This window comes from Micromonospora sp. CNZ280 (assembly GCF_011759515.1).
On sequence record NZ_JAAOYP010000001.1, the window covers coordinates 1259334 to 1272673 of the forward strand.

Consider the following 13340-nt stretch of genomic DNA (forward strand, 5'->3'; position numbering starts at 1 on the left):
CCCGACGAAGCCCAGGATCAGGCCTTGTTCTGCTCGTTGTTCTCCTCGACGGCGAGGTCGCTGTCCTCGCGCGCCGCGGCGGTGTCGCCGGACGCCGACACCGGCGGCTCGGCGTCCTGGTCGCCGGAGTTCGACCGCGGAGTCTCCTCCGCCGGGGCGAGCGCCTCGACCTTGTCCTGCTGGGCCGCCTTGCGGGCGGCGGTCTTCTTGTTCGCCTTCGGCTCGGCGACCTGCAGCTCCTCGACCAGCTCGATGATCGCCATCGGCGCGGCGTCACCCTTGCGCGGACCGGTCTTCACGATCCGGGTGTAGCCGCCGTTGCGGTTGGCGTACCGCGGCGCGATCTGGTCGAACAGGGCGTAGACCACGTCCTTGTCCTTGACGACGCCCAGCACCCGCCGGCGGGACGCCAGGTCGCCGCGCTTGGCCTTGGTGATGAGCTGCTCGGCCAGCGGACGCAGCCGCCGGGCCTTCGTCTCGGTGGTCTGGATCTTGCCGTGCTGGAACAGCGCGGTGGCCAGGTTGGCCAGCATCAGCCGCTCGTGCGCGGGGCTGCCGCCGAGGCGGGGGCCCTTGGTGGGCGTGGGCATGCTTGGTGCTCCTCAGGTGTGGCGGCAGCGCGGACTAGAGCTGCTCGGTCTCGCGGTAGTCGTCGGTGTCGTAGTCGGCCTCGCCGAAGGCGTCCACGACGTGCGCCGGATCGAAGTTCGGAGCCGAGTCCTTCAGCCCCAGCCCCATCCCGGCGAGCTTCATCTTGACCTCGTCGATCGACTTCTGGCCGAAGTTGCGGATGTCGAGGAGGTCGGCCTCGGTACGCCCGATGAGCTCACCAACGGTGTTGATGCCCTCGCGCTTGAGGCAGTTGTAGGAGCGGACCGTCAGGTCCAGCTCCTCGATCGGCAGGGCCAGGTCCGCCGCCAGCTGGGCGTCCTGCGGGGACGGCCCGATGTCGATGCCCTCGGCGGTCTCGTCCAGCTCCCGGGCCAGCCCGAAGAGCTCCACCAGCGTCGACCCGGCGGAGGCCAGCGCGGTACGCGGGCCCATCGACGGCTTGGTCTCGACGTCGATGATCAGCCGGTCGAAGTCGGTCCGCTGCTCGACCCGGGTCGCCTCGACCCGGTAGGTGACCTTGAGCACCGGCGAGTAGATCGAGTCGACCGGGATCCGGCCGATCTCGGCGCCGGCCTGCTTGTTCTGCGCCGCCGTGACGTAGCCCCGACCCCGCTCGACGGTCAGCTCCATGTCGAGCCGGCCCTTGCCGTTCAGGGTGGCGAGCTTCAGGTCCGGGTTGTGCACCGAGACGCCGGCCGGCGGCTGGATGTCACCCGCGGTCACGTCGCCCGGGCCCTGCTTGCGCAGGTACATGCTGACCGGCTCGTCGTGCTCGGAGCTGACGTTGAGCTCCTTGATGTTCATGACGAGCTCGACCACGTCCTCCTTGACCCCGGGGATCGTGGTGAACTCGTGCAGCACACCGTCGATCTTGATCGAGGTCACCGCCGCACCCGGGATCGACGACAGCAGCGTGCGCCGCAGCGAGTTGCCCAGGGTGTAGCCGAAGCCCGGCTCCAGCGGCTCGATGGTGAACCGGGACCGGGTCTCGTTGATCGACTCCTCGGAGAGGGTCGGTCGCTGGCTGATGAGCATGTCTTCTCTTCTCTTCCGGGGCGCCCGCCATATGACGCCCACGACACAAACCGTTCCGGTGGCCCGCCCCGGGTGGGACGGGCCACCGCAACGAGCTCCTACTTGGAGTAGAGCTCGACGATCAGCTGCTCCTGGACCTGGGTGTCGATGACCTGCCGGGCCGGGAGCGAGTGCACGAGGATCTTCATCTGGCTGGGGATCGCCTCCAGCCACGCCGGGACCGTCCGCGAGCCGGCCTCAGCCTGCGCCACCAGGAACGGGGTGAGCTCCTTGCTCTTGCCCCGCACCTCGATGATGTCGTGCTCCTTGACGCGGTACGACGGGATGTCGACCTTCTTGCCGTTCACCGTGAAGTGACCGTGCTTGACCAGCTGACGGGCCATGTCCCGGGACTTGGCGTAGCCGGCCCGGTAGACCACGTTGTCCAGCCGCGACTCGAGGATCTGCAGGAGGACCTCACCGGTCTTGGCCTGCTTGGCCACGGCCTCCTCGTAGTAACCGCGGAACTGCTTCTCCAGCACGCCGTAGACGCGGCGGGCCTTCTGCTTCTCACGGAGCTGGAGCAGGTACTCCGTCTCCTTGGTGCGGCCGCGGCCGTGCTGCCCGGGCGGGAACGGCCGGGACTCGAACGGGCACTTCGGGCCATCGCACTTGCTGCCCTTGAGGAACAGCTTCATCTTCTCCCGCCGGCAACGGCGGCAGTCAGCACCGGTGTAACGAGCCATCTCTCTCTAACCTCTCAGACCCGGCGACGCTTCGGCGGACGGCACCCGTTGTGCGGCTGCGGGGTCACGTCGGAGATCTGACCGACCTCCAGGCCCACGGCCTGCAGCGAACGGATGGCGGTCTCCCGGCCGGAGCCGGGGCCCTTGACGAACACGTCGACCTTGCGCATGCCGTGCTCCATCGCCCGACGCGCGGCGGCCTCGGCGGCCAGCTGCGCGGCGAACGGGGTCGACTTGCGGGAGCCCTTGAAGCCAACCTGGCCCGCGGAGGCCCAGGAGATGACCGCACCGGTCGGGTCCGTGATGGACACGATGGTGTTGTTGAAGGTGCTCTTGATGTGCGCCTGCCCGTGGGCGACGTTCTTGCGTTCCTTGCGCCGGACCTTCTTGACGGCGGCTCCGGCACGAGCCTTCGGTGGCATAAGTCTGTGCGCTCCTAGTTACTTCTTGCCGGGCTTCTTCTTGCCGGCGACGGTCCGCTTCGGGCCCTTGCGGGTGCGGGCGTTGGTACGCGTCCGCTGGCCACGCACGGGCAGGCCCCGGCGGTGCCGGATGCCGGCGTAGCAGCCGATCTCGACCTTGCGGCGGATGTCAGCGGCGACCTCGCGGCGCAGGTCGCCTTCAACCTTGTAGTTACCCTCGATGTGGTCGCGGAGCTGGACCAGCTCCTCGTCCGTGAGGTCCCGGGCGCGCTTGTCCGGCGAGATGCCGGTGGCGGCGAGCGTCTCCAGGGCGCGGGTGCGACCCACGCCGAAGATGTAGGTGAGCGCGATCTCCATCCGCTTGTCGCGGGGGAGGTCGACGCCGACTAGACGTGCCATGTGCGGGCGTACTCCTCGTGGTGTTCTGGCGGAGGTGTGGACCCGTCCCACCCCGCTACCGACCGTCCCGTCCTTCCGGCGCCTTCCGCGCCGGCGACCGGGATCGGTCGCTGCCCGAGCGGGCCCCGGCCTCCGACCGGGGGTCAACCACGCAGATGTACGCGATGCGCACCTCTCGCGGCTGGGACGAGCTAGGTGATCTGTTGTCTGGATCCGCGGCCCGGACCGATCCGACCGGCCGTGTCACGACCGGTGGGACTGGTTCAGCCCTGGCGCTGCTTGTGGCGCGGGTCGGTGCAGATGACCATGACCCGGCCGTGCCGGCGGATGACCCGGCACTTGTTGCAGATCCTCTTGACGCTCGGCTTGACCTTCACGGTTGCCTTACTTCCCATCTGGCCCGGAGTCGCGAGGTGCGACCCGGACGTCGAAGACGGACACGGGACGGCCCGGCCGTCGTCAGGCTTACTTGTAGCGGTAGACGATGCGCCCGCGGGTCAGGTCGTACGGCGAGAGTTCGACGACGACCCGGTCCTCCGGCAGGATGCGGATGTAGTGCTGCCGCATCTTGCCGCTGATGTGAGCCAGCACCTTGTGGCCGTTCGCGAGCTCCACCCGGAACATGGCGTTCGGCAGGGGCTCGATCACCCGACCCTCGATCTCGATGGCTCCGTCTTTTTTCGGCATGTCCTCCGCTGTCCTGACGTCGGTTGCTCCGGACGGCCCACAACGTCTTACACGGGTGACTGACCATGATCAGAAAGCCCGCGCCAGCCGCGGCTCCGAGTCCCACCGAAGCGCTTGGTGGGCATGCCGGAGTGGACGCTGTGCGCCGATCAGTCAGTGTACGCGCGCCTGCGCGCCGCCGCCAAACCGGCCACCAGCGGATTCACCGTACCGGGCAAATCCGGCATCAGGCCGGCACCCCCGACCCGCGCGGGCCGCTACTCGTCCGGGCCGCCGGCCTTCAGTGCCCGTCGGCGGGCCCGCTTCGCCAGCTTCCGCCGGCGCCGGCGCTCCCGCTCGGCCGCCCACCGTCGCGGCTCGCCCCCGGCCAGACCGGTGACGGTACGCACCAACAACACCGCGCCCCACGGACCGGCCACCCAGCCCGGCCAGAAATACAGCAGATCGCGCGCGAACAGGGAGGAAATCGCCCAGATGGCCACGACGATCGGCACCACCTGGAGGTACGGCATCCAGACCTCGGCCAGCCAACGGGCGGTTGCCGGGCGGGCGGCAGCCGGCCGGGCCGGGATGGCGTCCACCTGCTCCGCGAGCGCGGCCGTGGCCGGCGGGGCGACCGCCGGCAGATCCCGCACCAGCGCGTCCAGCTCGGCGTACGTGCGGGCCGCGTAGGCCTGCTGCAACCGCTCGTCGTACTCGTACAGGTTCAGCCGGCCCTCGTCGAGCGCCACCCGCAGCCGGTCGGCCACCGCCGCACGGTCGGCGTCGGCGGCCCGCATCCCGTCGCGCCCCTCCATGCCCGCAAGCATGCCACCGCCCCACCACCCCCACGAAACCCTCCAACCGCCGGCCCCCACCGCGGTGATCAAGGGATTCACGTCAGCGACAGCGACCCTGATGACGCAAACCCCTTGATCAACCACCCCGGTATGGCCCTGGAGGCGCCGACGGGGTCGGGCGGTGATGAAGGGGCTCGTGTCAGGTGCGGCCGCAGGGTGCCGCGAAGGTCTTGGTCAACAAGGCTGAGACGGGTTGGCCGAGACGGGTGGGGGGCCTCGGTCAGGGGGTTGGAGCGGGTTGGCGGGCGGTGACCAGGTCGCCGAGGCGGGCGCGGCCGCCGTCCTCGGCGGTCAGCACCCACACCCCGTCCGGGAGCAGCGCCATCGTGTGCTCGACGTGCGCCGCGATCGACCCGTCCCGGGTCACCACCGTCCAGCCGTCGGCCAGTTCGACGGTACGCGGCGAACCCATCGTGATCATCGGCTCGATGGCCAGCGCCATGCCGGGCACCAGGCGCGGGCCCTTGCCCGGCCGGCCGTGGTTGAGCACGTGCGGGTCCTGGTGCATCTCGGTGCCGATGCCGTGCCCGCCGTAGCCGTCGACGATGCCGTACCGGCCGCCCCGGCGGACCGCGTCCTCCACCGCGTGCGAGATGTCGGTGAGTCGGCCCTTGCCGCTGGCCGCCCCCCGCGCCGCCGCGGCGATACCGGCCCACATCGCGTCCTCGGCCACCTTGGCCATCTTCAGCAGGGTCGGGTCGACCTCGCCCACGCCGACCGTGATGGCCGCGTCGCCGTGCCAGCCGTTCAGCACCGCGCCGCAGTCGATCGAGATCAGGTCGCCCTCGCGGAGCACCTGCTCAGGCGCCGGGATCGCGTGCACCACCTGCTCGTTGACCGACGAGCAGATCGAGGCGGGGAAGCCGTGGTAGCCCTTGAACGACGGGACGGCGCCGGCCCCGCGGATGGTCGACTCGGCGATGGCGTCCAGGTCGGCGGTGCTGACCCCGGGGGCGACCGCCTCGCGCATCCGGCGCAGGGCCTCGGCGACCACCAGACCGGCGGCGCGCATCTTCTCGATCTGGTCGGGGGTCTTCAGCTGGATGTCCAGCTGGGGACGACGCATGGAGCCGTTACCTTTCGTTGCCGAACAGCGAGGCACGCCGGGCGTACCCCGCTGTTCGCACTCTATCCGCCGTGGCCGGGTCGTCAGCCGCCGTACGAGCGCAGGGCGTCGATGGCGCGGACGGTGACGTCCTCCACCGGGCCGGTGGCGTCGATGCCGACCAGCTTGCCCTGGGCGCCGTAGTAGTCGACCAGCGGCGCGGTCTTCTCCGCGTACTCCCGCAGCCGGGCGGCGATGGTCTCCGGCTTGTCGTCGTCCCGCTGGAACAGCTCGGCGCCGCAGCGGTCGCAGATGCCGTTCCGGGTGGTCGGGTCGAACTCGACGTGCCAGATCTTGCCGCAGCCTCGGCAGGTCCGCCGGCCGGAGAGCCGGCGGATCACCTCGTCGTCGTCGACGACCAGTTCGAGCACCAGGTCGAGCGCGGTGCCCAGATCGGCGAGGAGCTTGTCGAGCGCGGCGGCCTGCGGCGTCGTGCGGGGGAAGCCGTCGAGCAGGAAGCCCTCGCTGGCGTCCGGCTCGGCGAGCCGGTCCCGGACCATGTTGATGGTCACCTCGTCCGGCACCAGCTTGCCGGCGTCCATGTAGCGCTTCGCCTCGACGCCGAGCGGGGTCCCCTGGGACACGTTGGCCCGGAAGATGTCCCCGGTCGAGATCTTCGGCACCGAGAGGTGCGCGGCGATGAACTCGGCCTGCGTGCCCTTACCCGCGCCCGGCGGGCCAACCAGAACGAGTCTCATCTACCGCAGGAACCCTTCGTAGTTCCGCTGCATCAGTTGGCTCTCGATCTGCTTCACGGTTTCCAGACCGACGCCGACCATGATGAGCACCGCCACGCCCCCGAACGGGAAGTTCATGTACTGCTGGCTGTCCAGCCAGATGAAGAAGAAGTTCGGCAGGACCGAGATGAGGGCCAGGTAGAGGGCACCCGGCAGGGTGATCCGGCTGAGGATGAAGTCGAGGTAGTCGGCGGTCGGCTTGCCGGGGCGGATGCCCGGCACGAAGCCGCCGTACTTCTTCATGTTGTCCGCGACCTCGGTCGGGTTGAACGTGATCGAGACGTAGAAGTACGTGAAGAAGATGATCAGCAGGAAGTAGACCGTGATGTAGATCGGGCTGGTCGGGTCGACCAGGTTGTTCTGGATCCACGCCTGGGTCTTGCCCGGGTTGGTCTGGTCGAAGAACTGGAGCGCCAGCTGCGGCAGGTAGAGCAGCGACGAGCCGAAGATGACCGGGATGACACCCGCCTGGTTGACCTTCAGCGGGATGTAGGTCGAGGTGCCGCCGTACATCCGCCGGCCGATCATCCGCTTGGCGTACTGCACCGGGATCCGGCGCTGCGCCTGCTCGATGAAGGCGACCGCCGTGATGACCACCAGAACCAGGAGCAGCACCAGGCTGAACATCCCCCAGCCCTTGGTGATCTTGATGTTCCAACCCTCGCTGGGCAGCCGCGCCGCGATCGAGGTGAAGATCAGCACGGACATGCCGTTGCCGACGCCACGGTCGGTGATCAGCTCACCGAGCCACATGACCACGCCGGTGCCGGCGGTCATCGTCATCACCAGGATGGACAGGGTCAGCCAGTCCGGGATGCCGGTGCCCTCCGGGATGATCGGGAACTGGTCGCACTGGTTGTTGAACAGCTGCCCGGAGCGGGCCAGCGCGACGAACGCCGACGCCTGCAGGACACCGAGGCCCAGGGTCAGGTAACGGGTGTACTGGGTGATCTTCGCCTGGCCGGCCTGGCCCTCCTTGCGGAGCTGCTCCAGCCGCGGGATCACGACGGTCAGCAGCTGCAGGATGATCGACGCGGTGATGTAGGGCATGATGCCCAGCGCGAAGACCGAGAGCTGCAGCAGCGCGCCGCCGGAGAAGAGGTTGAGCAGGCTCAGCACGCCAGTGCTGTCGCCCTGGATGGCGTCGAGACACTTCTGCACGTTGCCGTAGGACACGCCCGGGCTGGGCAGCGTGGCGCCGAGCCGGTAGATCGCGATGATGCCTACTGTGAACAGCAGCTTCTTGCGCAGGTCAGGCGTACGGAACGCACTGAGAAAGGCGGACAGCAACTTCTTCCTCCTGCGCGAGGCGGGCCGCCGGTGATCCCTGGCGGGTCGGGGTGGGTGCCGGGCGAGTGCCCGATATCCATAGCTGGGAAGGGACTCTAACAGCCCGATCCCGGTCCGGGCAGATGTGCCCGGCTACATAAACCGAGTTTGATGTTACCCGGCGCACAGGGCCCAGGTAGACCGTGGCGCCCGCCAGTTACGGGCAACTGGACGGGCGCCACGGGTCATGCAGTCCTTACAGCTCGGTGACCGAGCCGCCGGCAGCGGTGATCTTCTCCTTGGCCGACGCGCTGAACGCGTGCGCCGACACCTGGAGAGCCACGCCACCGAGGTCGCCGGTGCCGAGCACCTTGACCGGCTGGCCCTTGCGGACCGCGCCGGCCTCGACCAGCTCCAGCGGGCCGACCTGGCCACCGTTCGGGAACAGCTCGGCGAGCCGGTCCAGGTTGACCACCTGGAAGACCACCTTGAACTTGTTCTTGAAGCCCTTCATCTTCGGCAGGCGCATGTGGATGGGCATCTGCCCACCCTCGAACGCCGCCGAGATGTTCTTGCGGGCCTTCGAACCCTTGGTACCGCGACCGGCGGTCTTGCCCTTGGAGCCCTCACCGCGACCCACGCGGGTCTTCGCGGTCTTGGCCCCCGGCGCCGGACGCAGGTGGTGGACCTTGATCGTCATTACTCGACCTCCTCGACCTTCACGAGGTGGTTCACAGTGAAGATCATGCCGCGGATCTCGGGCCGGTCCTCCTTGACCACCACGTCGTTGATCCGCTTGAGACCGAGCGAACGCAGCGAGTCACGCTGGTTCTGCTTGGTCCCGATCTCGGACCGGACCTGGGTGACCTTGAGACGTGCCATCAGGAAGCCACCCCCGCCCGCGACGCCAGCATGGCGGCCGGCGCGACGTCCTCCACCGGCAGGCCACGGCGCTGCGCGACCGCCTCGGGGGACTCCAGCCCCTTCAGCGCCGCCACGGTGGCGTGCACGATGTTGATCGGGTTGGACGACCCGAGGCTCTTGGAGAGCACGTCGTGGATGCCCGCGCACTCCAGCACGGCACGCACCGGACCACCGGCGATGACACCGGTACCGGCCGAGGCCGGCTTGAGCAGCACGACGCCGGCGGCGTCCTCGCCCTGGACCGGGTGCGGGATCGACTGACCGATCCGTGGCACCTTGAAGAAGTGCTTCTTGGCCTCCTCGACACCCTTGGCGATCGCCGCGGGCACCTCCTTGGCCTTTCCGTAGCCCACGCCGACCGTGCCGTCGCCGTCGCCCACGATCACCAGGGCGGTGAAGCTGAAGCGACGACCACCCTTCACGACCTTGGCGACGCGGTTGATCGCGACGACCCGCTCGAGGTGCGGGGTCTTCTCGACGGGCGCGTTTCCGCGGCCGCCCTCACGGCGGTTGTCGCGGCGACCACCCTCGTTGCCACCGGACCCGCCGCCACGGCGCTGTTGACCTGGCATCAGCAGCCTTCCTTCTCTCTCGTGACGGGGTTGTTAGAACTCGAGCCCGGCTTCGCGGGCGGCATCGGCCAGCGCGGCGACCCGCCCCGCGTACCGGTTGCCACCGCGGTCGAAGACGACCTTGGAGATGCCGGCGGCCTTGGCCCGCTCGGCGAGCAGGGCGCCGACCTTGCCGGCCAGGGCGCTCTTGTCGCCCTCCGCACCGCGCAGCGACGCGTCCAGGGTCGAGGCCGACGCCAGGGTGTGCCCCTTGGTGTCGTCCACGATCTGGGCGACGATGTGCCGCAGCGAGCGGGTGACCACGAGGCGGGGACGCTCGGCGGTGCCGCTGATGTTCTTGCGGACCCGGAAGTGCCGACGCGCACGCCCGACGGCGCGCTTGGCGGCAACGCCGCGGCGGCGCTTGAGCAGCGTGGCGCTCACTTCTTACCTGCCTTTCCAGCCTTGGCCTTGCAGGGGCGGATGACCTCGCCCATTACTTCTTACCTGCCTTACCGGCCTTGCGGCGGATGACCTCGCCCTGGTACTTGACACCCTTGCCCTTGTAGGGCTCCGGCGGACGGATCTTCCGGATGTTGGCGGCGACCTCGCCGACCAGCTGCTTGTCGATGCCGGCCACGTGGAACAGGGTCGGCTTCTCCACCGTGAAGGTGATGCCGTCCGGCGCCTGCACGGTGACCGGGTGCGAGAACCCGAGCGCGAACTCGAGGTCCTTGCCCTTGGCAGTGACCCGGTAACCGGTGCCGGCGATCTCCAGGCTCTTACGGTAGCCCTCGGTGACGCCGACGATCATGTTGGCGACCAGGGTCCGGCTGAGGCCGTGCAGTTCCTTGGCCTTGCGCTCGTCGTTCGGGCGGTTGACGTTCAGCTGCCCGTCCTCGGCCCGCTCGATGGTGATCGGCTCGGCCAGGGTGTGCGACAGCTCGCCCTTCGGGCCCTTGACCTTGACGGTCTGGCCGTCGATGGTGATGTCGACGCCGGCTGGTACCGGGATCGACTTACGTCCAATACGCGACATTTCTACCTGTCTCCCGTTACCAGACGAAGGCGAGGACTTCCCCGCCAACGCTCCGCTTGCGGGCCTGCCGGTCGGTGAGCAGCCCCTGGGACGTCGAAATGATCGCCACGCCCAGCCCGCCGAGCACCCGCGGGAGCCCGTCCGACTTGGCGTACACCCGGAGACCGGGCTTGGACACACGCTTGATGCCGGCCAGGCTCCGCTCCCGGTTCTGGCCGTACTTCAGCTCGACGACCAGTCGCTTGCCGACGGCGCCCTCCTCGGGCTCCTCGACCGACCAGGTGGAGATGTAGCCCTCGGACTTCAGGACCTCGGCGATGTTCGCCTTGATCTTGGAGTAAGGCATCGTCACCCGGTCGTGGTACGCCTGGTTGGCGTTACGCAGACGCGTGAGCATGTCTGCGATCGGGTCGGTCATCGTCATGAAATTCGTCAACCTTTCTCGCCGGGGTTCCCCGGGCACGGCCCGGGGCCTACGGCGAAGAGACAGTTCAGCTGACGCGCGAAGCGCGCCGGGCTATTACCAGGAAGCCTTGGACACGCCGGGCAGCTCACCGCGGTGGGCCATCTCCCGGATGCACACCCGGCAGAGACCGAACTTGCGGTAGACCGCCTTCGGACGCCCGCACCGCTGGCAGCGGGTGTACGCGCGAACCGAGAACTTCGGCTTCGCGGCCGCCTTGAGGATCAGCGCCTTCTTGGCCATCTCAGTTCTCCTTGAACGGGAAGCCCAGGAGCTTGAGCAGCGCCCGGCCCTCGTCGTCGGTCGTGGCGGTGGTGACCACCGTGATGTCCATGCCCCGCTGCCGATCGATCTTGTCCTGGTCGATCTCGTGGAACACCGACTGCTCGGTCAGACCGAACGTGTAGTTGCCGTGCCCGTCGAGCTTGCGCCCGTCCAGACCGCGGAAGTCACGGATACGCGGCAGCGCGATCGACAGCAGCCGGTCCAGGAACTCCCACATCCGGTCGCCGCGCAGGGTCACCTTCGCGCCGATCGGCATGCCCTCGCGCAGCTTGAACTGCGCGATGGACTTGGTCGCCCGCCGCACCTGCGGCTTCTGACCGGTGATCGTGGCCAGGTCGCGGACGGCGCCGTCGATCAGCTTGGCGTCCCGGGCGGCCTCGCCGACACCCATGTTGACGACGATCTTGACCAGCCGCGGCACCTGCATCGGGTTGCCGTAGGTGTACTGCTCGCGCAGCTGGGCCACGATCTCGTTGCGGTACCGCTCCTTGAGACGCGGCATGGTCTTGGTTTCGGTAGCCGTGCTCATCACAGGTCCTTACCGGTGCTACGCGCGATGCGGACCTTCTGGCCGTTCTCGTCGATCCGGTAGCCGACGCGGGTCGGCTTCCCGTCGGAGTCCAGGACCTGCACGTTCGAGACGTGGATCGGGGCCTCCTGGGTGACGATGCCACCGGTCTTGGCGCCACGCTGGGTGGTGCTGATGCGGGTGTGCTTCTTGACCCGGTTCACGCCCTCGACCAGGACCTTGTCCTGCCGCGGGTAGGCCGCGATGACCTTGCCCTTGGCACCCTTGTCCTTGCCGGCGATGACGACGACCGTGTCGCCCTTCTTGACCTTCACGGTCACAACACCTCCGGCGCGAGAGAAATGATCTTCATGAACCGCTTGTCCCGCAGCTCCCGGCCCACCGGGCCGAAGATACGGGTGCCGCGCGGGTCCCCGCCGTCCTTGATGATGACGGCGGCGTTCTCGTCGAAGCGGATGTACGAGCCGTCCGGGCGCCGCTTCTCCTTGGCGGTGCGAACGACGACCGCCTTGACGACGTCGCCCTTCTTCACACCGGCACCCGGGATCGCGTCCTTGACGGTGGCCACGATGACGTCGCCGATGCTCGCGTAGCGCCGACCGGAGCCACCGAGAACCCGGATGCACAGGATCTCCCGGGCACCCGTGTTGTCGGCGACGCGCAGTCGCGACTCCTGCTGAATCACGTCTATCTCCTATGTCTGCCGGTTCTCCGGCCGCACCGCGGCGGCCGGAGCCTGGCGGAACCTGCGCCCGACCGAGACCGGCCGAGCTCGAGCCTTCGCTACTTGGCCTTCTCGAGGATCTCCACGAGCCGCCACCGCTTGGTCGCGGAGAGCGGCCGGGTCTCCATGATCAGGACCCGGTCGCCGATGCCGGCCGAGTTCTGCTCGTCGTGCACCTTCAGCTTGCTGGTCCGGCGCATGATCTTGCCGTACAGCGCGTGCTTGACCCGGTCCTCGACCTCGACCACGACGGTCTTTTCCATCTTGTCGCTGACCACGAGGCCCTCACGCACCTTGCGGCGGGCCCGCGCGGTGGCGGTGGTGTTCTCGCTCATGATGCAGTCACCTCAGTCGGCGCGGCCGAGAGCCCCAGCTCGCGCTCACGCATGATCGTGTAGATCCGGGCGATCTCCCGACGGATGACCTGCAGCCGCCGGTTGTTGTCCAGCTGCCCGGTTGCGGCCTGCACGCGGAGGTTGAACAGCTCCGCCTTGGCCTCGCGCAGCCGCGTGACCAGCTCCTCCTCGGAGAGCTCACGCAGCTCGGCGGCCTTAACGCCCGCTGCCATCAGGATTCACCCACTTCGCGCGTCACAATGCGGCACTTCATCGGGAGCTTGTGGATCGCGCGACGCATCGCCTCTCGCGCGATCTGCTCGTTGGGGAAGGACATCTCGAAGAGCACCCGCCCCGGCTTCACGTTGGCGACCCACCACTCGGGCGAACCCTTACCGGAACCCATCCGGGTCTCCGCCGGCTTCTTGGTGAGGGCCTGGTCCGGGAAGATGGTGATCCAGACCTTGCCACCACGCTTGATGTGGCGGGTCATCGCGATACGCGCCGACTCGATCTGGCGGTTCGTCACGTACGCCGGCTCGAGAGCCTGGATCCCGAACTCGCCGAACACCACCCGGTTGCCGCCCTTGGACGCGCCGCTGCGGTCCGGGTGGTGCGGCTTGCGGAAGCCCTTCGGGGGCTTGCGCGGCATCAGCATCT

The 13340-nt window shown here is 68.5% G+C and carries 24 protein-coding genes; all 24 read right to left on the minus strand.

Features of this window, described 5'->3' with window-relative positions; genetic code table 11:
• Positions 1–17 precede the first annotated feature (17 nt).
• Positions 18–590 carry a 50S ribosomal protein L17 gene (gene rplQ / locus FHX32_RS05890; protein WP_167179812.1) on the minus strand — a complete coding sequence of 191 codons (573 nt, stop codon included), beginning with the start codon at positions 588–590 and terminating at the stop codon, positions 18–20.
• A gap of 34 nt (positions 591–624) precedes the next feature.
• Entirely contained in the window at positions 625–1647 is a 1023-nt protein-coding gene (locus FHX32_RS05895) for a DNA-directed RNA polymerase subunit alpha (protein ID WP_088991893.1), read from the minus strand.
• Positions 1648–1745: 98 nt separating this feature from the next.
• Complete coding sequence (gene rpsD, locus FHX32_RS05900; RefSeq protein ID WP_109898769.1) at positions 1746–2372, minus strand: 30S ribosomal protein S4; 627 nt, start codon at positions 2370–2372, stop codon at positions 1746–1748.
• A gap of 14 nt (positions 2373–2386) precedes the next feature.
• A complete protein-coding gene (rpsK, locus tag FHX32_RS05905) occupies positions 2387–2794 on the minus strand; it encodes a 30S ribosomal protein S11 (protein WP_007073011.1) in 408 nt (135 codons plus the stop codon).
• Positions 2795–2812: 18 nt separating this feature from the next.
• Positions 2813–3193: a 30S ribosomal protein S13 gene (gene rpsM, locus FHX32_RS05910; protein WP_109898768.1), complete on the minus strand. Its 381-nt coding sequence runs from the start codon at positions 3191–3193 to the stop codon at positions 2813–2815.
• Between the two features lie 263 nt (positions 3194–3456).
• On the minus strand, positions 3457–3570 hold the full coding sequence (rpmJ, locus tag FHX32_RS05915) for a 50S ribosomal protein L36 (RefSeq protein WP_012184307.1): 114 nt from the start codon (positions 3568–3570) through the stop codon (positions 3457–3459).
• 88 nt (positions 3571–3658) lie between these two features.
• Positions 3659–3880, minus strand: coding sequence for a translation initiation factor IF-1 (gene infA, locus FHX32_RS05920; RefSeq protein WP_007073013.1), 222 nt, complete (start codon positions 3878–3880; stop codon positions 3659–3661).
• 257 nt (positions 3881–4137) lie between these two features.
• The gene (locus FHX32_RS05925; RefSeq protein ID WP_486480924.1) at positions 4138–4677 is read right to left on the minus strand and encodes a DUF1707 SHOCT-like domain-containing protein; all 540 of its coding nucleotides are present in this window, start codon (positions 4675–4677) and stop codon (positions 4138–4140) included.
• A gap of 262 nt (positions 4678–4939) precedes the next feature.
• Complete coding sequence (map, locus tag FHX32_RS05930) at positions 4940–5785, minus strand: type I methionyl aminopeptidase (RefSeq protein WP_167179813.1); 846 nt, start codon at positions 5783–5785, stop codon at positions 4940–4942.
• Positions 5786–5868: 83 nt separating this feature from the next.
• Complete coding sequence (locus FHX32_RS05935; protein ID WP_167179814.1) at positions 5869–6522, minus strand: adenylate kinase; 654 nt, start codon at positions 6520–6522, stop codon at positions 5869–5871.
• Positions 6523–7851 (minus strand): preprotein translocase subunit SecY, encoded by a 1329-nt coding sequence (secY, locus tag FHX32_RS05940; protein ID WP_167179815.1) that lies wholly within the window; start codon positions 7849–7851, stop codon positions 6523–6525. It abuts the gene before it with no gap.
• A gap of 235 nt (positions 7852–8086) precedes the next feature.
• Positions 8087–8530: a 50S ribosomal protein L15 gene (rplO, locus tag FHX32_RS05945; protein WP_088991891.1), complete on the minus strand. Its 444-nt coding sequence runs from the start codon at positions 8528–8530 to the stop codon at positions 8087–8089.
• Positions 8530–8712 carry a 50S ribosomal protein L30 gene (gene rpmD, locus FHX32_RS05950; protein WP_012015110.1) on the minus strand — a complete coding sequence of 61 codons (183 nt, stop codon included), beginning with the start codon at positions 8710–8712 and terminating at the stop codon, positions 8530–8532. Before rpmD ends, rplO begins: the two co-directional genes overlap by 1 nt.
• A complete protein-coding gene (gene rpsE / locus FHX32_RS05955) occupies positions 8712–9326 on the minus strand; it encodes a 30S ribosomal protein S5 (protein WP_088997381.1) in 615 nt (204 codons plus the stop codon). The genes rpmD and rpsE overlap by 1 nt, the downstream gene beginning before the upstream one ends.
• Positions 9327–9359: 33 nt before the next feature.
• Positions 9360–9749 carry a 50S ribosomal protein L18 gene (gene rplR, locus FHX32_RS05960; RefSeq protein ID WP_073834923.1) on the minus strand — a complete coding sequence of 130 codons (390 nt, stop codon included), beginning with the start codon at positions 9747–9749 and terminating at the stop codon, positions 9360–9362.
• 52 nt (positions 9750–9801) lie between these two features.
• Complete coding sequence (gene rplF, locus FHX32_RS05965; RefSeq protein ID WP_167179816.1) at positions 9802–10344, minus strand: 50S ribosomal protein L6; 543 nt, start codon at positions 10342–10344, stop codon at positions 9802–9804.
• Positions 10345–10360: 16 nt separating this feature from the next.
• On the minus strand, positions 10361–10768 hold the full coding sequence (gene rpsH / locus FHX32_RS05970; RefSeq protein ID WP_088997380.1) for a 30S ribosomal protein S8: 408 nt from the start codon (positions 10766–10768) through the stop codon (positions 10361–10363).
• 96 nt (positions 10769–10864) lie between these two features.
• Entirely contained in the window at positions 10865–11050 is a 186-nt protein-coding gene (locus tag FHX32_RS05975) for a type Z 30S ribosomal protein S14 (protein ID WP_007073023.1), read from the minus strand.
• Position 11051: 1 nt separating this feature from the next.
• Positions 11052–11621 (minus strand): 50S ribosomal protein L5, encoded by a 570-nt coding sequence (gene rplE, locus FHX32_RS05980; protein WP_167179817.1) that lies wholly within the window; start codon positions 11619–11621, stop codon positions 11052–11054.
• Positions 11621–11941, minus strand: a complete 321-nt coding sequence (gene rplX, locus FHX32_RS05985; protein WP_172896341.1) for a 50S ribosomal protein L24 — start codon at positions 11939–11941, stop codon at positions 11621–11623. Before rplX ends, rplE begins: the two co-directional genes overlap by 1 nt.
• The gene (rplN, locus tag FHX32_RS05990) at positions 11938–12306 is read right to left on the minus strand and encodes a 50S ribosomal protein L14 (protein WP_007073026.1); all 369 of its coding nucleotides are present in this window, start codon (positions 12304–12306) and stop codon (positions 11938–11940) included. The genes rplX and rplN overlap by 4 nt, the downstream gene beginning before the upstream one ends.
• A gap of 98 nt (positions 12307–12404) precedes the next feature.
• Positions 12405–12680 carry a 30S ribosomal protein S17 gene (gene rpsQ / locus FHX32_RS05995; RefSeq protein WP_088991889.1) on the minus strand — a complete coding sequence of 92 codons (276 nt, stop codon included), beginning with the start codon at positions 12678–12680 and terminating at the stop codon, positions 12405–12407.
• Entirely contained in the window at positions 12677–12913 is a 237-nt protein-coding gene (gene rpmC / locus FHX32_RS06000; protein WP_088991888.1) for a 50S ribosomal protein L29, read from the minus strand. The genes rpsQ and rpmC overlap by 4 nt, the downstream gene beginning before the upstream one ends.
• Entirely contained in the window at positions 12913–13338 is a 426-nt protein-coding gene (gene rplP / locus FHX32_RS06005; RefSeq protein WP_007465292.1) for a 50S ribosomal protein L16, read from the minus strand. Before rplP ends, rpmC begins: the two co-directional genes overlap by 1 nt.
• Positions 13339–13340 lie beyond the last annotated feature (2 nt).